This is a genomic window from Pseudomonas sp. BC42 (assembly GCF_021560055.1).
Taxonomy (GTDB): Bacteria; Pseudomonadota; Gammaproteobacteria; order Pseudomonadales; family Pseudomonadaceae; genus Aquipseudomonas.
This window is the reverse complement of sequence record NZ_CP091067.1, coordinates 6,708,488-6,733,418: the sequence shown is the minus strand read 5'-3', so window position 1 is coordinate 6,733,418 and position 24,931 is coordinate 6,708,488. Positions and strand designations below refer to the sequence as shown.

Sequence of the window (24,931 nt, the reverse complement as noted above, 5' to 3'; positions counted from 1 at the left end):
GCAGGCGCGCAGCGTTAGCGCGGTTCTCAAGGCCGCCGATGGCTTGGCAGGAGGCTTCCAGGCCGGAGCCTTGGGCCCTTTCGCCGCCTGTGGCTACGGCAGTTCCAGCCCGCCCGCCGCCTTGTGCAGAGCCCGCAGATGCTCGCCCACCTGCTTCAGGTTGGCCTCGTTGGCGGCAATCTCAGCGGCCCGCTCCGGCTCCAGCAGGGCTCGCACTTCCTTGTCCAGTTCACCGGTCAAGGATTGCAGCTGCTTTTGCCGCTCGCTGCTTTCGGACTCCAGGCGTTGCCATTCACCGGGTTGCGGCAAGCCATAGCCGCTGCTGCCCAGCAGTTCCGCCGGGCGGCTGAGGAAGCCGCTGTTGGCGAGAATTTCCTGCAAGGTCTTGTTGGCCTTTTCCATGCCGCCGTTCTTCAGCTCGCGAGCGCCCAGGTAGCGCTGCTTGACCTCGTCCTGGGCCAGCAGCAGTTGCCGGCGATAGCTGGCCTGCTCCAGCAGCAGCAAGGCAGCGCTGGTGCGCAAGTCGGCTTGGTCGAACCAGCGCCGGCGCTCCTCGGCGCTCAGCGACAGCCAGTCTTCGACGCTGGCCTGCTTGATCGGCAAGTGCTTCCTGATCACCTCGAACATCGCCTGATAGCGGTCGCGGAAGGAGTCGAAGCGATAGCCCAGGCGCAGTGCCTCGCGTGGGTCGTCGAGCACGCTGGTGTCCGCCAGTCCCCTGCCCTTGAGCACTTCCAGCAGGCCGTTGGGCATGATGCTGTCGAGGCCGATCAGTTGCTTGTTATTGCTGCCGCTGCGCAGCAGCTTGAGGCTTTCCACTGCGCAGTTGTTGGACAGGAAGTAATAGTTGCCGTCGTAGCTCCAGTGCATTTCCGCGGCGTGCTCCACCACTTCCTCGATCTCGCTGCGCGACAGTTTCAAGGGCACCGAGGCCAGGCTGCGCAGTTCGGTCTTGGTGTATTCGTCGATGACTTGCGACAGCGGCAGGACAAACAGTCGCGACGGGTACTTGCCCACCAGGCCGTCCCAGCTGGACAGCTGCACATCGCCGACAAAGGCGCGGTAGGACAGCACCAGGTGCTGGTCCAGGTCGAGGCGGCAATCCGGCCCACGGGGACGGCCCGGGGCGCAGATCACCAGGCGCAGCATGCTGTGGCCCCAGCGACTGACCCAGTTCTGGTTGGCTTCGGCCAGCAGATAGTCCACGGCGTAGACCCGTTCCGGGTCCACCTTGCCCAGCGGCGTCTTGGCGAAGTCGTTGCCGGCGTTGAGAAAGGCGAAGGACTGGGCGCAGTGGTCCTTGGCGGCCGGGGCCCAGCCGAAATGTTCCTGGTAGTAGCGGTACAGCGCCGGGCGGCGGCAGGCGTAGCTCGGGTCGAGGAGGAAGTACTCCATGTTCACCGCGACGAATTCCTTCGGGTTGGTGATCTCGTAGAGGTCCGGGCTGCGGGCGATCTGGCGGTTGTGCTGCTCCCGTTCTCCGCGACGCCCGACATATTGCGGCCAGCCGGCCAGGTCCAGCAGGCGCGGGTCATCGCTGAGGGTGAAGCGCCGGTCGTTCTGGCCGCGGCACTCATCCGGCAGGCCGATCGGACCGGAGGTGCTGTTCTTGCGGGTACAGCGCTGGATCAGGCTGCGTTCGGCACTGGGCCATAGACGCGCGCGATCGTAAATGTGGGTCAGTTCGTGGAGCACCGTGGCAAGCATTTCCCGGCGCACGGTGCCGTGGGGGCGGCTGGTCTTCTGGGTAGCGGCGGAGCCGTCGGTCAGGCTTGGCAAGAGGGCGCGATTGAGGTCCAGTGCCGATACCAGGGATGCCTCGCCATAGGCGTTGTCGGGCATCTGGTCGGTCCAGCCGACGTCGATGGTGCGGTCCAGTTGCTGGATGAAGCGCGGCGGCAGTGCCTGCATCGCTTCATCCAGCAGCGCCTGGCTGGCGTGTTGTTGCGCGGGGCTCAAGCCATCGGTCTTGAGGCGCAATTGCAGGTCGGCCTGGGCGGTGCCGCAGAGCAGCGCCAGGGTCCCGGCCAGCAGCCAGGCGAGGACGGGTTTCACAGAGCGAGGATGGCTTCGGCGAGGACCTGATCGCTGGCGTCGCGGGCTTCCGGCAACTGGGTGCGCAGGGCCGTGAATGCCGCTTCCAATTGGGCGCCACGGATATCGCCATTGCTGGCGACGAAGCTGGCGGCATCGTCATGGGCTTCACGCACGACTTTGGAGTCGCGGATCGAGGTGGTGGTGTCCGAGGTGAAATCGATCGTGCGGCCGGAGGCACGGACGATGATGTTACTGGTGGCCACCAGGGTGTGTGCCTGGGCCACGTCGGCCAACAACAGCAGGCCAAGGGTGGCGGCAATCAGCGGGCTACGCATGGAACGACTCCGGAATAACAGGGGTGACTATTGGACGAGAATTGCCTGCGCCAGTTCAAGGTCGCTGGCATGAAGTTTTGCCCGGTGGTGCCGCAGATAGCTCAGGGCGGACTCCAGGCGCGCGCCACGCAGTTGGCCGTCGGTTGCCACGAAGGCGGCGGCGTCGTCTTGGGCGGCGAGCAGCAGTTTATGGTCGAAGGGCGCCGAGGTCACCTGGCTTGTGGCGTAAACGGTGACGACCGAGCTTTGGGTGGTCAGGTCGAATGCCTGCACCGAGCCGGCCCAACAGACGGCGATGAATACTGGAGCAAAAAGCGAAATTCGGAACAAACCCATGAGTCTCGACAGCTGAAAAACAGCGCCAAGGCTAGCGCAATGGTCCGGACAGGGCCAGCGCAGAGGGTTTCAGGTGCGTAGGCGCACCTGAAATCTTCGTTCAGATCGCCAGGATGGCCTGGGCCAGCTGGGCGTCAGTGGCCTGCAGTTGGGGGGCCTGTTGGCGAATGTGGTCGAAGGCGCTTTCCAGTTTCACTCCACGAATGGCGCCGTCGGTGGCGACGAAGCTGGCGGCGTCATCCCGAGCGGCACGTACGATCTTGTTGTCGCGCAGGGAGGAGGTGGCGTCGGAGGTGGCGTCGGTGGTGGCCTTGAGCGCGCCGACGATGGCGTCGGTGGTCACGATCAGGCTGGTGGCGTTGGCATTGGCGGCCAGGGTCAGCAATGCGGCAGCGCCGAGCAGGCGAAGACGGGACATGGGGAACTCCTGTGAATGGACAGACAGATTAAGGGCGCTGAGTGAGACGCCGGGCAGCCACTGCGAGGTGCTGTGTCTGATTATTCTGACGCAGCTTAGGTAAAAATCGCTACGTCGCTGCAGATATTAGGCTGAGCTGTTGCGTTCGCACAGCGTGGTGTAGGGCCTTAGCGCCAAAAGGGCTTGTGCAGTTCTGCTGCCCTGTCGCCATGGCTGATGCCGCTGTCCGACAGTTGTCGTTCGTCCATCTGTGCCAGCAACCGGCGGGTGCGGGCCCGCTCCATCATGCTGGCGAGGGCCGTGATCCAGCGCTTGAAGGCTGTGCTGCATGAGGTGGCCGGAAGGTCGGTGTCGGGTTTGCCGGAGCATGAGTCCATGGTGCTTTCCTCCTTGAGCAGCCGAGCGATGGGCTTGCTGCAGCGTCATGGTGCGACGGTTGGAGGGCAGTCATACAGATACACCAGGGCAAAATTGTACTGGTTAATTGTTATGTTTGATAAAACTGTACCTGTCGCAATCAACTTGGCTGTATTTGTGTTGCGAACCATTTTTTCCAGGCCAGAACGACAAGACCCGTCGCGGTTTCCCGCGACGGGTCTTGTGTGTGCAATTCGGGGTGCTGGCGGTGGACCCGGTGGGTCAGAGCCAGCGACGCTGAGTTAGCGCCAGAACGGCTTGCTCAGCTCTTCGTAGCGTTGTGCTTCGCTGATCCCGGCATCGGCCAGCAGACGCGAATCCAGGCGAGCCAGTTGGTGGCGGCTGGAGATGCGGCGCTGCCACAGCATCAGGTTGGCGATAACGCGCAGAGGCAGGGAAGCCTGGGTTTTTGCAGCTTTGTCTTCGAAGAACAGTTCGGAACTGAGTGTACGTTCCATGGTTGACATCCTTCCGCTTGTGGCGGGATCAGGTAGTGGTTTAACTGGTGCCCATGATCCTCTTCCGGTGCAAGACTCTGTAGATACAGTTCACCTGTATTGTGAGGGACCAGTTAACTGTTTATAGGGGCTGTACTGTTCCGAAAAGGCGCAACTGTACCTGTCAGCACCTTTTTGGTGCATTTGTGCGCTTTTGAGTGATGAGGTGGCGGTTTTAGGCGGGGAAAATACCGGTACAGCAGTACAGTTTTTGACGATCATTGGCGGGTGGTCTGCCAGCTGACGAAACGGTGTTTGCGTCAGCTGCCAACTGTATCAATCACTCGGCGAGCATTTTCCCGGTTTCTTCCAGGTTGATGTGCCAGCTCAGGGCATCGCGCAGGATGTGTGGCGTGTGGCCGCCCAGGGCGCAGGCCTTGGTGAAGTAGTCGTTCAACGCTTCGCGGTAGGACGGATGCACGCAGTTGTCGATGATCACCCGGGCCCGTTCACGTGGCGCCAGGCCGCGCAGGTCGGCCAGGCCGATCTCGGTGACCAGGATGTCGACGTCATGCTCGGTGTGGTCCACGTGGCTGACCATCGGCACCACGCTGGAAATCGCCCCGCCCTTGGCAATCGACTTGGTGACGAAGATCGCCAGGTGCGCGTTGCGGGCGAAGTCGCCGGAGCCGCCGATGCCGTTCATCATCCGCGTGCCGCAGACGTGGGTGGAGTTGACGTTGCCGTAGATGTCGAACTCCAGCGCGGTGTTGATGCCAATGATGCCCAGGCGGCGCACCACTTCCGGATGGTTGGAGATCTCTTGTGGGCGCAGCACCAGCTTGTCCTTGTAGCGCTCCAGGTTGCCGAATACATCGGCGTTGCGCCGGCTCGACAGGGTGATGGAGCTGCCGGAGGCGAAGCTCAGCTTGCCGGCGTCGATCAGGTCGAAGGTCGAGTCCTGCAGCACTTCGGAGTACATGGTCAGGTTCTCGAACGGCGACTCGATCAGGCCGCACATCACCGCGTTGGCAATGTTGCCGATACCGGCCTGCAGCGGGCCGAGCTTGTTGCTCATGCGCCCGGCATCGACTTCCTGCTTGAGGAAGTCGATCAGGTGATTGGCGATGCCCTGGGTTTCGCTATCCGGGGTGGAGACGGTGGATGGCGAGTCGGACTGGTTGGTGATGACGATGGCGACGATCTTTTCCGCCGGGATCGGAATCGCCGTGCTGCCGATGCGATCGTCGACCTTCACCAGGGGAATAGGTGTACGGGTCGGACGATAGGTCGGGATATAGATGTCGTGCAGGCCTTCCAGGTTCGGGTTGTGCGCCAGGTTGATCTCGACGATCACCTGCTTGGCGAAGATCGCGAAACTGGCGGAGTTGCCCACCGAGGTGGTGGGCACGATATGGCCCTGTTCGGTGATGGCCACGGCCTCGATCACCGCGATGTCCGGCAGCTTGAGCTGCTGGTTGCGCAGCTGCTCGACGGTTTCCGACAGGTGCTGGTCGATGAACATCACTTCGCCGGCGTTGATCGCCTTGCGCAGGGTGCTGTCGACCTGGAACGGCATGCGCCGGGCCAGGACTCCGGCCTCGGTGAGTTGCTTGTCCAGGTCGTTGCCCAGGCTGGCGCCGGTCATCAGGCTGATTTTCAGCGGGGTCACCTTGGCCCGTTCGGCCAGGGCATGGGGCACGGCCTTGGCTTCACCGGCGCGGGTGAAGCCGCTCATGCCGACGGTCATGCCGTCCTCAATCAGAGCGGCAGCGTCGGCGGCGCTCATCACCTTATCCAACAACGAAGGCAAGCGGATACGATCACGGTACATGGATTGTTATCTCGGGCAACGGAAGCAAGAAGCGCAGTCTAGTGATTTCAAAAAAAAACACCGCGCGACAAAGGTCGAATGAAAGGTCCTGATCTAGAGCCTTCTGTCGGCTTCATGAGGTCAATAAAAAACCCCAGCCTACTAAAGGCTGAGGTTTTGGGTATTGCGCTACAGCAGCTTTACTCGACGGCTTTGACCATGTCTTCGATGACCTTCTTCGCGTCACCGAAGACCATCATGGTCTTGTCCAGGTAGAACAGTTCGTTGTCCAGGCCGGCATAGCCGCTGGCCATGGAACGCTTGTTGACGATGATGGTCTTGGCCTTGAAGGCTTCGAGGATCGGCATGCCGGCGATGGGCGACTTCGGATCGTTCTTCGCCGCCGGGTTGACCACGTCGTTGGCGCCCAGTACCAGCACCACATCGGCCTGGCCGAACTCGGAGTTGATGTCTTCCATCTCGAACACCTGGTCGTAAGGCACCTCGGCCTCGGCCAGCAGTACGTTCATGTGCCCGGGCATGCGCCCTGCCACCGGGTGGATCGCGTACTTCACGGTGACGCCACGGTGGGTCAGCTTCTCGGTCAGCTCTTTCAACGCGTGCTGGGCCCGGGCCACGGCCAGGCCGTAACCGGGAACGATGATCACGGTGTCGGCGTTGGTCAGCAGGAACGTCGCATCGTCCGCCGAGCCGGATTTCACCGGGCGGGCCTCTTGAGCCCCGGCCGGGCCGCCAGCGTCGGCACTGTTGCCGAAACCGCCGAGCAGCACGTTGAAGAACGAACGGTTCATCGCCTTGCACATGATGTACGAGAGGATCGCGCCGCTGGAGCCCACCAGGGAGCCGGCGATGATCAGCATCGAGTTGTTCAGGGAGAAACCGATCCCTGCTGCTGCCCAGCCCGAGTAGCTGTTGAGCATCGACACCACCACCGGCATGTCGGCGCCGCCGATCGGGATGATGATCAGCACGCCCATGACGAAGGCCAGCGCCAGCATCAGGGCAAAGGCGCCGAGGTTGCCGGTGGCCATGAAGGTCACGCCCAGGCCGAGGGTGGCCAGGCCCAGCACCAGATTGAGCTTGTGCTGGCCGGCGAACTGTACCGGTGCGCCCTGGAACAGGCGGAACTTGTACTTGCCCGAAAGCTTGCCGAAGGCGATCACCGAACCGGAGAAGGTAATGGCACCGATGGCAGCACCGAGGAACAGCTCCAGGCGGTTACCGGCGGGGATCGCGTCGCCCAGGTGTTTGACGATGCCCAGGGACTGGGGCTCGACCACGGCAGCAATGGCAATGAACACCGCGGCCAGGCCGATCATGCTGTGCATGAAGGCCACCAGTTCCGGCATCTTGGTCATCTCGACGCGTTTGGCCATGATCGAACCGGCGGTGCCGCCGATCAGCAGGCCGACGATGACGTAGCCGATACCGGCGGTCGCCAGTTCCGCGCCCAGCTTATAGATGAGGCCGATGGTGGTCAGGACCGCCAGGGCCATGCCCAGCATGCCGAACAGGTTGCCGCGTCGGGATGTGGTCGGGTGCGAAAGCCCCTTGAGCGCCTGGATAAAGCACACCGAGGCGATCAGATAGAGGGTTGTTACCAGGTTCATGCTCATTATTTCTGCACCTCTTCTTTCACGGCTTTGGGCGCTTTCTTCTTAAACATTTCCAACATGCGACGGGTCACCAGGAAGCCACCGAACACGTTGACCGCGGCCAGGGCTACGGCCAGGGTGCCCATGGTCTTGCCCAGCGGGGTCACGGTCAGGGCGGCAGCCAGCATGGCGCCGACGATGACGATCGCGGAAATGGCGTTGGTCACCGCCATCAGTGGCGTGTGCAGTGCGGGTGTCACGTTCCAGACCACGTGGTAACCGACATAGATCGCCAGCACGAAGATGATCAGGTTGTAGATACCGGGGGAGATAAGCTCTTCCATCGTCTGAATCCCTGCTTAGGCGTTTTTGCGGATGACTTGGCCGTCGCGGCACATCAGGCACGCGGCGACGATGTCGTCTTCTAGGTTGACTTCGAACTGCCCTTCTTTGGTGAAGACAAGCTTCAGGAAGTCCAGCAGGTTGCGGGCGTACAGCGCCGAGGCGTCAGCAGCGACGGCGCCGGCCAGGTTGGTCGGGCCAACGATGGTCACGCCGTTTTCCACCACCACCTGGTCCGCCACGGTCAGCGGGCAGTTGCCACCCTGGGCGGCTGCCAGGTCGATGACCACCGAGCCGGGCTTCATCTGGGCCACGGTGTCGGCGCTGAGCAAGGTCGGCGCCTTGCGGCCTGGAATCAGTGCGGTGGTAATGACGATATCCGCCTGCTTGGCGCGCTCGTGCACTGCCAGGGCCTGGCGCTGCATCCAGCTGGCGGGCATGGGGCGGGCATAACCGCCGACGCCGACGGCGCATTCGCGCTCCTCATCGGTTTCGTAAGGCACGTCGACGAACTTGGCGCCCAAGGATTCGATCTGCTCTTTCACCGCGGGACGCACGTCCGAAGCCTCGATCACTGCCCCCAGGCGCTTGGCCGTGGCGATGGCCTGCAGCCCCGCCACGCCGGCGCCGAGAATCAGCACGCGGGCCGCTTTGACGGTGCCGGCGGCGGTCATCAGCATCGGCATGAAGCGCGGGTAGTAGTGGGCGGCCAGCAGCACGGCCTTGTAACCGGCGATGTTGGCCTGGGACGACAGCACGTCCAGGCTCTGGGCCCGAGAGGTACGTGGCGCCGCTTCCAGGGCGAAGGCGGTAATGCCGCGTTCGGCCAGCTTGGTGATGGTTTCATTGCTGAACGGATTGAGCATGCCCACCAGCACGGTGCCGCTCTTGATCAGGGCCAGTTCGCTGTCGCTGGGTGCGACGACCTTGAGAATCAGTTCGGCGCCAAAGGCATCGTTGGCGCTGCCAATGGTGGCTCCTGCCGCTTCATAGGCACTGTCGACCACGCTGGCATTGATGCCCGCGCCGCTTTGCACAGTGACTTTATGACCCTGGCCGATCAGCTTCTTGATGGTTTCCGGGGTTGCAGCAACCCGTGTTTCACCCGTCTGGGTTTCGAGAGGAACACCAATGTGCACGTCAAATCTCCTGCTTGATCTTATTGCTTTCGATCTTTCTTAGAAGGCCAGCGCACTGCGGAGGGTGCGACTGGGGCGGCCGATCAGCACGATCCCGCTGAAATCGCAGCGGGGCGCGGCATTTTGCAGGCGAACTTTGAGGCCTTCAAGGGATTCTGACTAGTGACGGAAAATTAACTACAAGTCACCCCGTGACCGAATGTCGCAAGGGGTGGGGTTAAACCCTTGTAAGCCGTGCCTTTCAAGGCTTTTATCGTCTAAATAAGATTTTTCTCATCCGCTGTGTGAATAGTCTTACATTGCTGTCAAATAAACCCTACAGGCCGCGTGGTTAGGCGCTTTTAGGACTATTGTCCGAGGTGTCGGTACAGTCTGTTGAAATGCGACAAATACTTATATCTGTAGGGCTTTTGTTTTTCTGACTACGGGGTCAGCTAATCGCTGGAGGCCCCTACCCTTCTAGGTTGTAGCTGTGTGCCTGATTCACCAGCCAATCGCGAAATGCCCGTAAAGAGGCGGATTCCACCTTGCGCTCGGGAATCATCAGGTAATACGCCTTGATGCTGGTCAGAGCTTGCGGGTTGGCAATGACCAGACGTTTTTCCGCCAGTTCGCGCTGGATCAGGAAGGCTGGAATCAGCGCGATACCCATATCGTGCATGGCTGCCTGGGCGAGCATGGAGAATAGCTCGTAGCGTGGGCCTGTCATGTCGCGGGGGACGTTCAACTGCTGTGAGTTGAACCATTGGCGCCAGGCATAGGGTCGGGTGGTCTGTTGCAGCAGGGGCAGCTCGGCGATGGCTGCGGCGCTCAGTTGCTGCCGATCAGCCAGTAGGGCCGGGCTGCACACCGGTACCGGGTGCTCGCCCATCAGGCGATGGGACTGGGTGCCGGACCAATCGGCATCACCAAAGTAGATGGCGGCGTCAAAAGGCGTGTCGGCAAACAGGAAGGGGCGCGTGCGGTTGGTCAGGTTGACGGTGACTTCGGGGTGTTGCTGCTGGAAATCCTTGAGGCGCGGCAGCAGCCACTGGGTGCCGAAGGTCGGGACCACCGCCAGCTCGATGACATTGGCGCCCTGCTGCCCCATCACGGAGAGCGTGTCGCGTTCCACCGCATCCAGTTGTGTCGCTACCCGGCGGCTGTAGGAAAGCCCGGCTTCGGTGAGTTTGACGCCCCGCCGCGAGCGTCGGAACAGCTCCACGCCGAGAAACTCTTCCAGGCTGGCGATCTGTCGGCAGACGGCGCCCTGGGTCAGGGAAAGCTCCTGCGCCGCCTTGGTGAAGCTTTCGTGGCGGGCGGCGGCCTCGAAGCTGATCAGGGCGGCGGTGCTGGGGATCTTCCTGCGCATGTACGGCAATCTCACTAATAGACGCTGTAAAAGGTAATTTTGGCCATTACGGAGTGAGAAATTAGCACAACAACTTGCGAAATCCTCGTTTGCCCGCGAGCTCCTGTCAGGCCTAGGATCTGCCCACGATAGTTGACCTACTTCACGAGGATTCACTCATGGGCGGCAAAGCAAGCTTCAACTGGATCGATCCCCTTCTGCTGGACCAGCAACTCACCGAAGAAGAGCGCATGGTCCGCGACAGCGCCGAGCAGTTCGCTCAGGACAAGCTGGCGCCTCGGGTGTTGGAAGCTTTCCGCCATGAGCAGACCGATCCGGCCATTTTCCGTGAAATGGGTGAAGTCGGCCTGTTGGGGGCGACCATTCCCGAGCAGTACGGCGGCAGCGGCCTGAACTATGTGTGCTACGGCCTGATCGCACGGGAAGTGGAGCGCGTCGATTCCGGCTATCGCTCGATGATGAGTGTGCAGTCGTCCCTGGTGATGGTGCCGATCAATGAGTTCGGGACCGAGGCGCAAAAACAGAAGTACCTGCCGAAGCTGGCGTCCGGCGAGTGGATTGGTTGCTTTGGTCTGACCGAGCCGAACCATGGTTCCGACCCGGGTGCGATGATTTCTCGTGCACGCAAAGTGGATGGGGGCTACAGCCTGACCGGCAGCAAGATGTGGATCACCAACAGTCCGATCGCGGATGTGTTTGTGGTCTGGGCCAAGGATGACGCCGGCGATATCCGCGGTTTCGTTCTGGAGAAGGGTTGGAAAGGCCTGAGCGCACCGGCCATTCATGGCAAGGTGGGGCTGCGTGCGTCGATCACTGGGGAAATCGTCATGGACAACGTGTTCGTGCCGGAAGAGAACATCTTCCCGGACGTGCGCGGTCTCAAAGGCCCATTCACTTGCTTGAACTCGGCCCGTTACGGCATCTCCTGGGGTGCTTTGGGTGCGGCGGAGTTCTGCTGGCATACCGCGCGGCAATACACGCTGGATCGCCAGCAGTTCGGTCGGCCCCTGGCGGCGACTCAACTGATCCAGAAAAAGCTGGCGGACATGCAGACCGAGATCACCCTCGCCCTTCAGGGGTGCCTGCGTCTGGGGCGGATGAAGGATGAAGGAACGGCGGCAGTGGAAATCACTTCGATCATGAAGCGCAACTCTTGCGGCAAGTCCCTGGACATCGCCCGTATGGCTCGTGACATGTTGGGTGGCAATGGCATCTCTGATGAGTTCGGCATCGCCCGGCACCTGGTGAACCTGGAAGTGGTCAACACTTACGAAGGCACCCATGACGTTCATGCGCTGATTCTGGGGCGCGCGCAAACCGGCATCCAGGCGTTCTATTAATAGGAGAGCGACCATGGGCGCGTTATCGCATCTGCGGGTACTGGATTTATCGCGGGTATTGGCCGGGCCCTGGTCCGGGCAGATCCTGGCGGACCTGGGGGCCGAAGTCATCAAGGTCGAACGTCCGGGCAATGGTGACGATACGCGCGCCTGGGGGCCGCCCTTCCTGAAGGATGCTGATGGCGAGAACACTACGGAGGCCGCTTATTACCTGTCGGCCAACCGTAACAAGCAGTCGGTGACCATAGATTTCACCCGCCCTGAGGGCCAGCAGTTGGTGCGTGAGCTGGCGGCCAAGTCGGATATCGTCATCGAGAACTTCAAGGTGGGTGGACTGGCGGCCTATGGCCTGGACTATGAGTCGCTCAAGGCGATCAATCCGCGCTTGATCTATTGTTCGATCACCGGGTTTGGGCAGACGGGGCCTTATGCCAAGCGTGCCGGCTATGACTTCATGATCCAGGGGCTGGGCGGATTGATGAGCCTGACCGGTAGGCCTGAAGGGGATGACGGGGCCGGGCCGGTGAAGGTGGGGGTGGCCTTGACCGACATCCTGACGGGGCTGTATTCGACGGTGGCGATTCTGGCTGCCTTGGCTCATCGGGATCAGGGCGGCGCCGGGCAGCACATTGATATGGCGCTATTGGATGTGCAGGTTGCATGTCTGGCCAACCAGGCGATGAACTACCTGACGACGGGGATTGCTCCGAAGCGCTTGGGGAACGCTCACCCGAACATAGTTCCCTATCAGGATTTTCCGACCGCAGATGGTGATTTCATTCTCACCGTGGGGAATGACGGGCAGTTTCGCAAGTTTGCCGAGGTCGCAGGCCAGCCCCAGTGGGCGGACGATCCTCGGTTTGCCACTAATAAGCTGCGGGTGGCCAACCGGGCTGTGTTGATTCCGCTGATTCGTCAGGCGACGGTGTTCAAGACCACTGCCGAGTGGGTGAGTCAGTTGGAGCAGGCAGGTGTGCCCTGTGGGCCGATCAATGACCTGGCTCAGGTGTTTGCCGATCCGCAGGTGGTGTCACGGCGGCTGGCGTTGGAGTTGCCTCATGCGTTGGCGGGAATTGTGCCTCAGGTGGCCAGTCCGATTCGTCTTTCCGAGACGCCGGTGGAGTATCGCCATGCCCCTCCTCTATTGGGTGAGCACACGGCGCAGGTTCTGCAGCAGGTTTTGGGAATGAAGGGCGAGGCCGTTGAGGCATTGAGGCGGTCGGGGGTGTTGTAGGCCTTCTCTTCTATATAGAGAGGCGTGCGGCCGTATCTGTGCATCGCCTGCCAAAGCGGCTCTTCTGGGGTTGTCTGCTCTTATTCATAGAAAATTCAAATTAAAGGTTGACGGCAGATTCTACAGGTCTATAATTCGCCCCACTTCCGGTGCAGTCGAAACGGAAAACTCCTTGAAATTCAACGAGTTACGCGGTTTTCGGCAGCGGTTACGCTTCAGTTCATCGAAGCCAGAAGCAGTTAGTAAGGCAGTGTGTTTTCGCCTTGTTAACGATTCGATCGTCTCGGTCGAAAGCGGTTAAAAAGAGGTGTTGACAGCAGCGTGTAACGCTGTAGAATTCGCCTCCCGCTAACGAGAGATCGAAAGCGCAAGTGGTTGAAGTTGTTGAGGAAATCTTCAAAAACTTCTTAAAAAATCACTTGACAGCAAATGAGGCTGCTGTAGAATGCGCGCCTCGGTTGAGACGAAAGGTCTTAACCAACCGCTCTTTAACAACTGAATCAAGCAATTCGTGTGGGTGCTTGTGGAGTCAGACTGATAGTCAAAAAGATTATCAGCATCACAAGTTGCTCCGCGAGAAATCAAAGATGTAACCAACGATTGCTGAGCCAAGTTTAGGGTTTTCTCAAAACCCAAAGATGTTTGAACTGAAGAGTTTGATCATGGCTCAGATTGAACGCTGGCGGCAGGCCTAACACATGCAAGTCGAGCGGCAGCACGGGTACTTGTACCTGGTGGCGAGCGGCGGACGGGTGAGTAATGCCTAGGAATCTGCCTGGTAGTGGGGGATAACGTCCGGAAACGGGCGCTAATACCGCATACGTCCTACGGGAGAAAGTGGGGGATCTTCGGACCTCACGCTATCAGATGAGCCTAGGTCGGATTAGCTAGTTGGTGAGGTAATGGCTCACCAAGGCTACGATCCGTAACTGGTCTGAGAGGATGATCAGTCACACTGGAACTGAGACACGGTCCAGACTCCTACGGGAGGCAGCAGTGGGGAATATTGGACAATGGGCGAAAGCCTGATCCAGCCATGCCGCGTGTGTGAAGAAGGTCTTCGGATTGTAAAGCACTTTAAGTTGGGAGGAAGGGTACTTACCTAATACGTGAGTATTTTGACGTTACCGACAGAATAAGCACCGGCTAACTCTGTGCCAGCAGCCGCGGTAATACAGAGGGTGCAAGCGTTAATCGGAATTACTGGGCGTAAAGCGCGCGTAGGTGGTTTGTTAAGTTGGATGTGAAAGCCCCGGGCTCAACCTGGGAACTGCATCCAAAACTGGCAAGCTAGAGTATGGTAGAGGGTGGTGGAATTTCCTGTGTAGCGGTGAAATGCGTAGATATAGGAAGGAACACCAGTGGCGAAGGCGACCACCTGGACTGATACTGACACTGAGGTGCGAAAGCGTGGGGAGCAAACAGGATTAGATACCCTGGTAGTCCACGCCGTAAACGATGTCAACTAGCCGTTGGGAGCCTTGAGCTCTTAGTGGCGCAGCTAACGCATTAAGTTGACCGCCTGGGGAGTACGGCCGCAAGGTTAAAACTCAAATGAATTGACGGGGGCCCGCACAAGCGGTGGAGCATGTGGTTTAATTCGAAGCAACGCGAAGAACCTTACCAGGCCTTGACATCCAATGAACTTTCCAGAGATGGATTGGTGCCTTCGGGAACATTGAGACAGGTGCTGCATGGCTGTCGTCAGCTCGTGTCGTGAGATGTTGGGTTAAGTCCCGTAACGAGCGCAACCCTTGTCCTTAGTTACCAGCACGTTATGGTGGGCACTCTAAGGAGACTGCCGGTGACAAACCGGAGGAAGGTGGGGATGACGTCAAGTCATCATGGCCCTTACGGCCTGGGCTACACACGTGCTACAATGGTCGGTACAAAGGGTTGCCAAGCCGCGAGGTGGAGCTAATCCCATAAAACCGATCGTAGTCCGGATCGCAGTCTGCAACTCGACTGCGTGAAGTCGGAATCGCTAGTAATCGCGAATCAGAATGTCGCGGTGAATACGTTCCCGGGCCTTGTACACACCGCCCGTCACACCATGGGAGTGGGTTGCACCAGAAGTAGCTAGTCTAACCTTCGGGGGGACGGTTACCACGGTGTGATTCATGACTGGGGTGAAGTCGTAACAAGGTAGCCGTAGGGGAACCTGCGGCTGGATCACCTCCTTAATCGACGACATCAGCTGCTTCATAAGCTCCCACACGAATTGCTTGATTCATTGAAGAAGACGATAGAAGCAGCTTTAAGCTCCAAGCTGATAGCTCCAAGCTAACAGTTACAAGCTCGAAATTGGGTCTGTAGCTCAGTTGGTTAGAGCGCACCCCTGATAAGGGTGAGGTCGGCAGTTCGAATCTGCCCAGACCCACCAATTTTGTTATGGGGCCATAGCTCAGCTGGGAGAGCGCCTGCCTTGCACGCAGGAGGTCAGCGGTTCGATCCCGCTTGGCTCCACCATAAACTGCTTCTGAAAGCTTAGAAATGAGCATTCACATTGAATGTTGATTTCTAGTCTTTTGATTAGATCGTTCTTTAAAAATTTGGGTATGTGATAGAAAGATAGACTGAACGTTACTTTCACTGGTAACGGATCAGGCTAAGGTAAAATTTGTGAGTTAAATTGCAAATTTTCGGCGAATGTCGTCTTCATAGTATAACCAGATTGCTTGGGGTTATATGGTCAAGTGAAGAAGCGCATACGGTGGATGCCTTGGCAGTCAGAGGCGATGAAAGACGTGGTAGCCTGCGATAAGCTTCGGGGAGTCGGCAAACAGACTTTGATCCGGAGATCTCTGAATGGGGGAACCCAGCCATCATAAGATGGTTATCTTGTACTGAATACATAGGTGCAAGAGGCGAACCAGGGGAACTGAAACATCTAAGTACCCTGAGGAAAAGAAATCAACCGAGATTCCCTTAGTAGTGGCGAGCGAACGGGGACTAGCCCTTAAGTGGCTTTGAGATTAGCGGAACGCTCTGGAAAGTGCGGCCATAGTGGGTGATAGCCCTGTACGCGAAAATCTCTTAGTCATGAAATCGAGTAGGACGGGGCACGAGAAACCTTGTCTGAATATGGGGGGACCATCCTCCAAGGCTAAATACTACTGACTGACCGATAGTGAACTAGTACCGTGAGGGAAAGGCGAAAAGAACCCCGGAGAGGGGAGTGAAATAGATCCTGAAACCGTATGCGTACAAGCAGTGGGAGCAGACTTTGTTCTGTGACTGCGTACCTTTTGTATAATGGGTCAGCGACTTATTTTCAGTGGCGAGCTTAACCGAATAGGGGAGGCGTAGCGAAAGCGAGTCTTAATAGGGCGTCTAGTCGCTGGGAATAGACCCGAAACCGGGCGATCTATCCATGGGCAGGTTGAAGGTTAGGTAACACTGACTGGAGGACCGAACCGACTACCGTTGAAAAGTTAGCGGATGACCTGTGGATCGGAGTGAAAGGCTAATCAAGCTCGGAGATAGCTGGTTCTCCTCGAAAGCTATTTAGGTAGCGCCTCATGTATCACTGTAGGGGGTAGAGCACTGTTTCGGCTAGGGGGTCATCCCGACTTACCAAACCGATGCAAACTCCGAATACCTACAAGTGCCGAGCATGGGAGACACACGGCGGGTGCTAACGTCCGTCGTGAAAAGGGAAACAACCCAGACCGTCAGCTAAGGTCCCAAAGTTATGGTTAAGTGGGAAACGATGTGGGAAGGCTTAGACAGCTAGGAGGTTGGCTTAGAAGCAGCCACCCTTTAAAGAAAGCGTAATAGCTCACTAGTCGAGTCGGCCTGCGCGGAAGATGTAACGGGGCTCAAACCATACACCGAAGCTACGGGTATCACGTAAGTGATGCGGTAGAGGAGCGTTCTGTAAGCCTGTGAAGGTGAGTTGAGAAGCTTGCTGGAGGTATCAGAAGTGCGAATGCTGACATGAGTAACGACAATGGGTGTGAAAAACACCCACGCCGAAAGACCAAGGTTTCCTGCGCAACGTTAATCGACGCAGGGTTAGTCGGTCCCTAAGGCGAGGCTGAAAAGCGTAGTCGATGGAAAACAGGTTAATATTCCTGTACTTCTAGTTATTGCGATGGAGGGACGGAGAAGGCTAGGCCAGCTTGGCGTTGGTTGTCCAAGTTTAAGGTGGTAGGCTGGAATCTTAGGTAAATCCGGGGTTCTAAGGCCGAGAGCTGATGACGAGTTACCTTTTAGGTGACGAAGTGGTTGATGCCATGCTTCCAAGAAAAGCTTCTAAGCTTCAGATAACTAGGAACCGTACCCCAAACCGACACAGGTGGTTGGGTAGAGAATACCAAGGCGCTTGAGAGAACTCGGGTGAAGGAACTAGGCAAAATGGCACCGTAACTTCGGGAGAAGGTGCGCCGGTGAGGGTGAAGGACTTGCTCCGTAAGCTCATGCCGGTCGAAGATACCAGGCCGCTGCGACTGTTTATTAAAAACACAGCACTCTGCAAACACGAAAGTGGACGTATAGGGTGTGACGCCTGCCCGGTGCCGGAAGGTTAATTGATGGGGTTAGCTAACGCGAAGCTCTTGATCGAAGCCCCGGTAAACGGCGGCCGTAACTATAACGGTCCTAAGGTAGCGAAATTCCTTGTCGGGTAAGTTCCGACCTGCACGAATGGCGTAACGATGGCGGCGCTGTCTCCACCCGAGACTCAGTGAAATTGAAATCGCTGTGAAGATGCAGTGTATCCGCGGCTAGACGGAAAGACCCCGTGAACCTTTACTATAGCTTTGCACTGGACTTTGAATTTGCTTGTGTAGGATAGGTGGGAGGCTTTGAAGCGTGAACGCCAGTTTGCGTGGAGCCATCCTTGAAATACCACCCTGGCAACTTTGAGGTTCTAACTCAGGTCCGTTATCCGGATCGAGGACAGTGTATGGTGGGTAGTTTGACTGGGGCGGTCTCCTCCTAAAGAGTAACGGAGGAGTACGAAGGTGCGCTCAGACCGGTCGGAAATCGGTCGTAGAGTATAAAGGCAAAAGCGCGCTTGACTGCGAGACAGACACGTCGAGCAGGTACGAAAGTAGGTCTTAGTGATCCGGTGGTTCTGTATGGAAGGGCCATCGCTCAACGGATAAAAGGTACTCCGGGGATAACAGGCTGATACCGCCCAAGAGTTCATATCGACGGCGGTGTTTGGCACCTCGATGTCGGCTCATCACATCCTGGGGCTGAAGCCGGTCCCAAGGGTATGGCTGTTCGCCATTTAAAGTGGTACGCGAGCTGGGTTTAGAACGTCGTGAGACAGTTCGGTCCCTATCTGCCGTGGACGTTTGAGATTTGAGAGGGGCTGCTCCTAGTACGAGAGGACCGGAGTGGACGAACCTCTGGTGTTCCGGTTGTCACGCCAGTGGCATTGCCGGGTAGCTATGTTCGGAAAAGATAACCGCTGAAAGCATCTAAGCGGGAAACTTGCCTCAAGATGAGATCTCACTGGGATCTTGAATCCCCTAAAGGGCCGTCGAAGACTACGACGTTGATAGGTTGGGTGTGTAAGCGCTGTGAGGCGTTGAGCTAACCAATACTAATTGCCCGTGAGGCTTGACCATATAACACCCAAGCAATTTGCTTAAGAAGCGAGTTGCGGTGTGTGAAGACGAAACGAACCGAAAGTTTGCAAACACACAAGCCTATTACATACCCATTCGCTGGCACGTTGCACAAGCAACGGACTGGCTACCGAATTTCTTGACGACCATAGAGCGTTGGAACCACCTGATCCCATCCCGAACTCAGAAGTGAAACGATGCATCGCCGATGGTAGTGTGGGGTTTCCCCATGTGAGAGTAGGTCATCGTCAAGATTAAATTCCGAAACCCCAATTGCGAAAGCAGTTGGGGTTTTGTCTATTTGTAGAAACGACTGATTTTGCTGACACGTTCGACGTTGAGTCCAACGGATCGGCCACAGAATTTCTTGACGACCATAGAGCGTTGGAACCACCTGATCCCATCCCGAACTCAGAAGTGAAACGATGCATCGCCGATGGTAGTGTGGGGTTTCCCCATGTGAGAGTAGGTCATCGTCAAGATCAAATTCCGAAACCCCAATTGCGCAAGCAATTGGGGTTTTGTTTTTGTGCTCGATAAAGTCCTGAGCAACGATCCGCCATGCTGAGCACCGTCGCTGTCCTATCCATGGCCCAAGGTCTCCATCGTTTTGCTTGCTGACGCGCCGCTGAAAAGGCTTGGCTAAGGCTCTGGAACACCGTTCGGCGGGATTCGGCAAATTTAGGCGAGTAATTCGGATAAATCTCTAAGGGTTCGGGTGTTCTTGCCGAAAGACTGATAAGACATGCGTGCACCAAAGTAGAGCGGCTCGTCGCCTGCACTGTTACATGGAATGTTGCTATACGGACGCATCCCCATTTTCGGCATAAGAAGTCCCATGAAATGAATCTCAAGTTCAGCCATAAAATCCTTTTGGCCGCCTCCGGCGTAGTGGTTCTGGCTTTTGCGTTGTTCACTTTGTACAACGACTACCTGCAACGAAACACTATCCGACAGAATCTCGAATCATCCATTCAGCAGGCCGGTGAGCTCACCTCCAGCAGCGTGCAGAACTGGATGAGCGGGCGCATCCTGGTGCTCGAGAACCTGGCGCAGAACGTTGCTCACCAAGGCCATAACGCAGACTTCCCGGGCCTGGTGGACCAGCCGGCCTTTACCTCGAACTTCCAGTTCACCTACGTTGGCCAGGCCAACGGCACCTTCACCCAGCGTCCCGACGCGAAAATGCCCGATGGCTACGATCCGCGCCAACGGCCCTGGTACAAACAGGCCGTAACCGCCGACAAGACCATGCTGACTCCGCCCTACATGGCGGCGGTCGGTGGCCTGGTGGTGACCATCGCCATGCCGGTGAAAAAGCAAGGCGAACTGCTGGGCGTGGTCGGTGGCGACCTGAGCCTGGAAACCCTGGTGAAGATCATCAACTCCGTGGACTTCGGTGGCCTGGGCCATGCCTTTCTGGTCAGCGCTGATGGTCAGGTGATCGTCAGCCCGGACAAGGACCAGGTGATGAAGAACCTCAAGGACATCTACCCCGGTGCCAACGTGCGTATCGCCAGTGGCAACCAGGAAGTGGTCCTGAACAAACAGGAACGCATTCTGTCCTTCACCCCGGTGACCGGCCTGCCGAATGCCGAATGGTACATCGGTCTGTCCATCGACAAGGCCAAGGCCTACGCGCCGCTGAGCCAGTTCCGCACATCTGCCTTGATCGCCATGTTTATCGCCGTGGCGGTGATTGCGGTACTGCTGACCCTGCTGATCCAGGTCCTGATGCGTCCACTGATCACCATGGGCCGTGCGATGCAGGACATTGCCCAGGGCGAGGGTGACCTGACCCGCCGCCTGGTGGTGGAAAGCAAGGACGAATTTGGTGAGCTAGGCAGCTCCTTCAACCAGTTCGTGGAACGGATTCACGCCTCGATTTCCGAAGTGTCCTCCGCTACCCGCCAGGTACATGACCTGTCGCAACGGGTGATGGCCTCGTCCAACGCGTCGATCATCGGTTCCGACGAGCAGAGCGCCCGCACCAACAGCGTGGCAGCGGCGATCAACGAACTGGGGGCCGCCACCCAGGAAATCGCCCGCAATGCCGCTGATGCGTCGCAACACGCCAGCGGCGCCAGCGAGCAGGCCGATGACGGTCGCCAAGTCGTGGAGCAGACCATCCAGGCCATGACCGAGCTGTCGCAGAAGATCAGCCTGTCCTGCACCCAGATCGAAACCCTGAACGCCAGCACCGACAACATCGGGCACATTCTCGACGTGATCAAGGGCATCTCCCAGCAGACCAACCTGCTGGCCCTCAACGCTGCCATTGAAGCGGCCCGTGCCGGTGAAGCCGGTCGCGGCTTCGCCGTGGTCGCCGATGAGGTGCGCAACCTGGCCCACAGAACCCAGGAATCGGCGGAAGAGATCCACAAGATGATCACTTCCCTGCAGATCGGTTCGCGCGAAGCGGTATCGACCATGAACGCCAGCCAGCTTTCCAGTGAAGAGAGCGTCGAGGTGGCCAACCAGGCCGGTGCCCGGCTGATCAGCGTGACCCAGCGGATTGGCGAGATCGACGGCATGAACCAGTCGGTGGCAGCGGCAACCGAGGAGCAGACGGCAGTGGTGGAGACCCTCAACGTCGACATCAACCAGATCAACCTGCTCAACCAGCAGGGCGTCGCCAACCTCAATGAAACCCTGAAGGACTGCGATGCGCTGTCGCAGCAGGCCAGCCGCCTGAAGCAACTGGTGGACAGCTTCAAGATCTGAGCCCTCTCCGGTCCTTTCCTCAAGCCCGCTTCTGCATCAATGCAGGGCGGGCTTTTTCATAGGCGCGGTTCAGATCCGGTGTTCACCCAGCAGGCCCAGGTGAGTATTGATCACCTGCAGCAGGCGCTGGCGTTGGGACTTGATGAAGAAGTGGTTGCCGACCACTTCGATCAGTTCGAATTCACGCTCGGTGAATTCGCGCCAGTTGAGCATATGGTTGGCCGTCGCCAGAGGGTCCTCGCTGCCGTAGAAGGCCGTCAGCGGGATATCGAGGCAGCCGCTCGAGGTGTCGTACCAGGTTTCGAAGAGCTTCAGGTCATTGCGCAGCAAGCGTTCGTAGGATTGCAGGTCGCTCTGCCCCCGTGGCATCTCCAGCGGGCTGGCTCCCAGGGTCAGGATGGCCTCGCGAAACGCCTCGATGGGCAGTGAGTGCAGCAAGGGGCGGCGAGGCGGACTGTCGGGGCTGCGGCAGCCGGAAACGAACAGGTGGCGCGTCTGCTGGGGGAAGCGCTCTTGCGCGTACTTGCAGGTCTCGTAAGCCAGCAATGCGCCCAGACCGTGGCCGAACAGCGCGTGGGGTTCGCCGAGCCAGGGATCGAGGGCTGTGAACATGTCTTTCAGCAGGCTCGGCCAGTTGTCGCAGGGCGCCTCGTCACGACGCGGCCCGTGCCCGGGCAGGTTGATCAGCACCAGCTCGATATGATCGGCCAGGCTGTTGGACCATACCCGCAACTGCTCCGCAGCCGCCCCGGCCTGTGGAAAGCAGATCAGGCGAATTCGGGTGGCCTGCCCTGAATTGATCACCAGCGTCCATTGTCGGGTGTCGGTGTACACAGCTTTTCCTTAAGCGAGGTGGCCCGTGGGTCGCTTCCTGGTGCAGACAAGAGGCTGTTCGACGGGGGACGTCCTGTCCGAATGGTTTCTAACATAGTGGCTGGCGCGGCTGAATGCACGTAGTGACAGGGGGAAATTCGTCGGCTGTCGCACAGGGTGCAAACATGGCTTGAGGCTATTCTGTGAATGAACCGTGCAGGCCCTTCCCCGGCGGCCAGTGATTGTAAGGTGCCATTGTCTTTTGCCGGGCCAGCCTTCACCATCAGCCGATTTACGACAGCTCCCATGGACTCATCGCATTGGCGGCACGTTTAGCTCTTTCTCGGACCCTGCGCTGGTTCTGCTCGGCATTGCTGCTGGCCGGCGCGCTGCTGGGCAGCCTGCACGCCGACTGGGATTTTTCCCTGATCAGTCGGCGTGCCACGGCGCTCTACGGTCCCCTGGGCGAAGGCCAGCAACGTATCGATGCCTGGCAGCACCTGCTGGCGACGCAAAAGCAGGTCCCCGAGCGCGAGCAGTTGAAAGTGGTCAACCTGTTCTTCAACAAGAACATGCGCTACGTGGAAGACATCGATCTGTGGGGCCAGGTGGACTACTGGGAAACCCCGATCCAGGGCCTGTGGAAGGGCGCCGGCGATTGTGAGGACTACGCGATCGCCAAATACTTCAGCCTCCGCCACCTCGGGGTGTCCAGTGACAAACTGCGCATCACCTACGTCAAGGCATTGCGCCAGAATCGCGCGCACATGGTCCTGACCTACTATTCCACTGCGGACGCCATGCCGCTGGTGCTCGACAGCCTGGAGGACACGATCCGCCCGGCCAGCGAGCGGACCGACCTGTTGCCGGTGTATTCCTTCAATGCCGAAGGCTTGTGGCTGCCGGGCGCCAAGGGCAACAAGCGGGTCGGGGACACCAAGCGCCTGTCCCGTTGGCAGGACGTGTTGAAAAAAATGCAGGCCGAAGGTTTTCCGGTCGAGACGACTAACTAGGAGCACGAGCTCAGATGTCTTTGTTCAAACAGCTGTTGATCGCAATCTGTGTGTTCCTGGTGGTCGCCTTCAGCGGCAGCTTCATGGTCAGCCTGGAAAGTTCGCGTACCCAGTATGTCAATCAACTGCGCTCCCATGCCCAGGATGCGGCCACGGCCCTGGCCTTGTCGTTGACACCGAACATCGATGACCCGGCGATGGTCGAGCTGATGGTCAGCTCGATCTTCGACAGCGGCTACTACGCCAGCATCCGGGTAGTGGACCTGGCCACCGACAAGACCATCGTCGAGCGCAGCGGCATTCCCGAGGTCGGCAATGTGCCCCAGTGGTTCGTCAAGCTCATCGGCCTGGAGCCGGCCGGCGGCGACGCCATCGTCAGCCGTGGCTGGGAGCAGGCGGCACGGGTCGAAGTGCTCAGCCACCCGATGTTCGCGGTGGCCAAGCTCTGGCAGAGCGCCCTGGGCAGCCTGGGCTGGCTGCTGATCTGCGGCGCGGTGAGCGCGGTGCTCGGTGCCCTGTTGCTGCGGCGCCAGCTCAAGCCGCTGGACTACATGGTCCAGCAGTCCCACGCCATTGCCCGGCGCGAATTCCTCAGCCTGCCGCAATTGCCTCGCACCCCGGAACTGCGGCGGGTGGTGCAGGCCATGAACCAGATGGTGGAGAAGCTCAAGGCGCTGTTCCAGGAGCAGGCCGAACGCAGTGAAAAACTGCGCATCGAGTCGTATCAGGACAGCCTGACCGGGTTGGCCAACCGACGTTATTTCGAAATGCAGCTGCATGCCCGCGTCAGCAACCCGGAGCAGGCGAGCTCCGGTTACCTGCTGCTGTTGCGGGTCAAGGATCTGGCCGGCCTGAATCAGCGCCTGGGGGGCCAGCGCACCGACCAACTGCTGCAGGCGGTGGGTGAGCAACTGCTGCGCGAATGCAACAAGTACCCTGAGACCCACAACCTGGTGACCCGGGTCCGCGGTGGCGAGTTCGCCGTACTGGCGCCGGGGCTGGTGCGCAATGAAGCCATCCAGCTGGCCCAGAGCCTGGAAAGCGCCCTGGGCAACCTGCATGCCACGGGCGCTACCGATGTTGCCGCGGTGGCTTCCATCGGCCTGGCCGCCTTCAACCACGGTGATTCGCCCCAAGCGGTGCTCAGCCTCGGCGATCAGGCCCTGGCCCAGGCCGAAGGCCAGGGCGATACCCACTGGGCCTGCCTGGACCAGGGCGCCGGTTCCCAGGTCGGGGACGATCACCATGCCTGGCATACCTGGTTGGACCGGGCGCTGTCGGAGCAACGCTTCCAGCTGTACTTCCAGCCGGTGGTGGCGGTCCAGGACACTGCGCGGGTGCTGCATTACAAGGTGCTCTCGCGGCTGCTGGACGAGCAGGGCCAGACCATTCCCGCCGGCCGCTTCCTGCCGTGGCTGGAACGCTTTGGCTGGACCTCGCGCCTGGACGTGCTGATGCTCGAGCAGGTCCTCAAGCAGATGACCGGACATGGCGACAGCCTGGCCCTGAACCTTTCGGCGGCCACCCTGGAAGATCCCCAGGCCTTGAACCGGGTCATGGATATCCTGCGCCAGTACTCCGACCTCGGGCCGCGCCTGACCCTGGAGATCGGCGAGGAACAGCTGCCCGAGCAGGTCCAGCTGGAACAGCTGACCCGGCGCCTGCGGGAGTTGGGGTTCTCCCTGAGCCTGCAGCGCTTTGGTGGCCGCTTCAGCATGATCGGCAACCTGGCCCGCCTGGGCCTGGCCTATCTGAAGATCGACGGCAGCTACATCCGCAACATCGACCAGGAAAGCGACAAGCGCCTGTTCATCGAAGCCATCCAGCGCGCAGCCCACAGCATCGACCTGCCGCTGATTGCCGAGCGGGTCGAAACGGAAGGCGAGCTGCGAGTGATTCGCGAGATGGGCTTGTACGGCGTGCAAGGGCAACTGTTCGGCGAACCGGCGCCCTGGAGTTGAACGCGCCTCGCCGGCCAGCCGGC

Annotated in this window: 17 protein-coding genes, 2 tRNA genes and 4 rRNA genes; 11 read left to right on the top strand and 12 right to left on the bottom strand. The window is 59.1% G+C overall.

Features of this window, described 5'->3' with window-relative positions:
- Positions 1-93: 93 nt before the first annotated feature.
- From L1O02_RS30390 to L1O02_RS30340, 11 genes are all read right to left on the bottom strand, one after another.
- The gene (locus L1O02_RS30390; protein WP_108544916.1) at positions 94-2,055 is read right to left on the bottom strand and encodes a DUF4105 domain-containing protein; all 1,962 of its coding nucleotides are present in this window, start codon (positions 2,053-2,055) and stop codon (positions 94-96) included.
- On the bottom strand, positions 2,052-2,372 hold the full coding sequence (locus L1O02_RS30385; protein WP_016963715.1) for a DUF2388 domain-containing protein: 321 nt from the start codon (positions 2,370-2,372) through the stop codon (positions 2,052-2,054). Before L1O02_RS30385 ends, L1O02_RS30390 begins: the two co-directional genes overlap by 4 nt.
- A 27-nt stretch (positions 2,373-2,399) precedes the next feature.
- A complete protein-coding gene (locus L1O02_RS30380) occupies positions 2,400-2,708 on the bottom strand; it encodes a DUF2388 domain-containing protein (RefSeq protein ID WP_060836905.1) in 309 nt (102 codons plus the stop codon).
- Between the two features lie 100 nt (positions 2,709-2,808).
- Positions 2,809-3,126 carry a DUF2388 domain-containing protein gene (locus L1O02_RS30375; protein WP_060842091.1) on the bottom strand — a complete coding sequence of 106 codons (318 nt, stop codon included), beginning with the start codon at positions 3,124-3,126 and terminating at the stop codon, positions 2,809-2,811.
- Between the two features lie 167 nt (positions 3,127-3,293).
- The gene (locus tag L1O02_RS30370; RefSeq protein WP_060836907.1) at positions 3,294-3,503 is read right to left on the bottom strand and encodes a DUF1127 domain-containing protein; all 210 of its coding nucleotides are present in this window, start codon (positions 3,501-3,503) and stop codon (positions 3,294-3,296) included.
- 282 nt (positions 3,504-3,785) lie between these two features.
- Positions 3,786-4,001, bottom strand: a complete 216-nt coding sequence (locus tag L1O02_RS30365; protein ID WP_003220409.1) for a DUF1127 domain-containing protein — start codon at positions 3,999-4,001, stop codon at positions 3,786-3,788.
- Between the two features lie 319 nt (positions 4,002-4,320).
- Positions 4,321-5,814: an acetyl-CoA hydrolase/transferase family protein gene (locus L1O02_RS30360; RefSeq protein WP_060836908.1), complete on the bottom strand. Its 1,494-nt coding sequence runs from the start codon at positions 5,812-5,814 to the stop codon at positions 4,321-4,323.
- A gap of 179 nt (positions 5,815-5,993) precedes the next feature.
- Positions 5,994-7,430, bottom strand: coding sequence for an NAD(P)(+) transhydrogenase (Re/Si-specific) subunit beta (locus L1O02_RS30355; RefSeq protein ID WP_016963710.1), 1,437 nt, complete (start codon positions 7,428-7,430; stop codon positions 5,994-5,996).
- The gene (locus tag L1O02_RS30350) at positions 7,430-7,753 is read right to left on the bottom strand and encodes an NAD(P) transhydrogenase subunit alpha (RefSeq protein WP_005783507.1); all 324 of its coding nucleotides are present in this window, start codon (positions 7,751-7,753) and stop codon (positions 7,430-7,432) included. The genes L1O02_RS30355 and L1O02_RS30350 overlap by 1 nt, the downstream gene beginning before the upstream one ends.
- A 15-nt stretch (positions 7,754-7,768) precedes the next feature.
- Entirely contained in the window at positions 7,769-8,890 is a 1,122-nt protein-coding gene (locus tag L1O02_RS30345) for a Re/Si-specific NAD(P)(+) transhydrogenase subunit alpha (RefSeq protein ID WP_108544914.1), read from the bottom strand.
- 451 nt (positions 8,891-9,341) lie between these two features.
- On the bottom strand, positions 9,342-10,241 hold the full coding sequence (locus L1O02_RS30340) for a LysR family transcriptional regulator (protein ID WP_060836910.1): 900 nt from the start codon (positions 10,239-10,241) through the stop codon (positions 9,342-9,344).
- Positions 10,242-10,399: 158 nt separating this feature from the next.
- On the opposite strand from L1O02_RS30340, the gene L1O02_RS30335 reads away from it, so the two are divergent.
- The 9 genes from L1O02_RS30335 to L1O02_RS30295 all read left to right on the top strand — a co-directional run bounded on the left by L1O02_RS30335 (position 10,400) and on the right by L1O02_RS30295 (position 21,121).
- The gene (locus L1O02_RS30335) at positions 10,400-11,581 is read left to right on the top strand and encodes an acyl-CoA dehydrogenase (protein WP_016963707.1); all 1,182 of its coding nucleotides are present in this window, start codon (positions 10,400-10,402) and stop codon (positions 11,579-11,581) included.
- A 13-nt stretch (positions 11,582-11,594) separates the two neighbouring features.
- Entirely contained in the window at positions 11,595-12,815 is a 1,221-nt protein-coding gene (locus tag L1O02_RS30330; protein WP_108544913.1) for a CaiB/BaiF CoA-transferase family protein, read from the top strand.
- A 644-nt stretch (positions 12,816-13,459) separates the two neighbouring features.
- Positions 13,460-14,998: ribosomal RNA gene (locus L1O02_RS30325) — 16S ribosomal RNA — on the top strand.
- A gap of 123 nt (positions 14,999-15,121) precedes the next feature.
- Positions 15,122-15,198, top strand: a tRNA-Ile gene (locus tag L1O02_RS30320).
- A 10-nt stretch (positions 15,199-15,208) separates the two neighbouring features.
- Positions 15,209-15,284 (top strand) — tRNA-Ala (locus L1O02_RS30315).
- 221 nt (positions 15,285-15,505) lie between these two features.
- Positions 15,506-18,397, top strand: a 23S ribosomal RNA gene (locus L1O02_RS30310).
- Between the two features lie 138 nt (positions 18,398-18,535).
- Positions 18,536-18,651, top strand: a 5S ribosomal RNA gene (gene rrf, locus L1O02_RS30305).
- Between the two features lie 112 nt (positions 18,652-18,763).
- A 5S ribosomal RNA gene (rrf, locus tag L1O02_RS30300) occupies positions 18,764-18,879 on the top strand.
- Together the 16S, 23S and 5S rRNA genes with 2 tRNA genes alongside form the textbook arrangement of a ribosomal RNA operon.
- Before the next feature lie 361 nt (positions 18,880-19,240).
- Positions 19,241-21,121, top strand: coding sequence for a methyl-accepting chemotaxis protein (locus tag L1O02_RS30295; protein WP_016962588.1), 1,881 nt, complete (start codon positions 19,241-19,243; stop codon positions 21,119-21,121).
- Between the two features lie 69 nt (positions 21,122-21,190).
- Here L1O02_RS30295 and L1O02_RS30290 read toward each other — a convergent pair whose 3' ends face one another.
- Entirely contained in the window at positions 21,191-21,955 is a 765-nt protein-coding gene (locus tag L1O02_RS30290; protein WP_060836913.1) for an alpha/beta fold hydrolase, read from the bottom strand.
- A 299-nt stretch (positions 21,956-22,254) separates the two neighbouring features.
- Between L1O02_RS30290 and lapG the strand changes: the two genes are divergently transcribed.
- Together lapG and lapD are read left to right on the top strand one after the other, a co-directional pair.
- Positions 22,255-22,947 (top strand): cysteine protease LapG, encoded by a 693-nt coding sequence (gene lapG, locus L1O02_RS30285; RefSeq protein ID WP_060836914.1) that lies wholly within the window; start codon positions 22,255-22,257, stop codon positions 22,945-22,947.
- Positions 22,948-22,961: 14 nt separating this feature from the next.
- Positions 22,962-24,908: a cyclic di-GMP receptor LapD gene (gene lapD / locus L1O02_RS30280; protein WP_060842095.1), complete on the top strand. Its 1,947-nt coding sequence runs from the start codon at positions 22,962-22,964 to the stop codon at positions 24,906-24,908.
- Positions 24,909-24,931 lie beyond the last annotated feature (23 nt).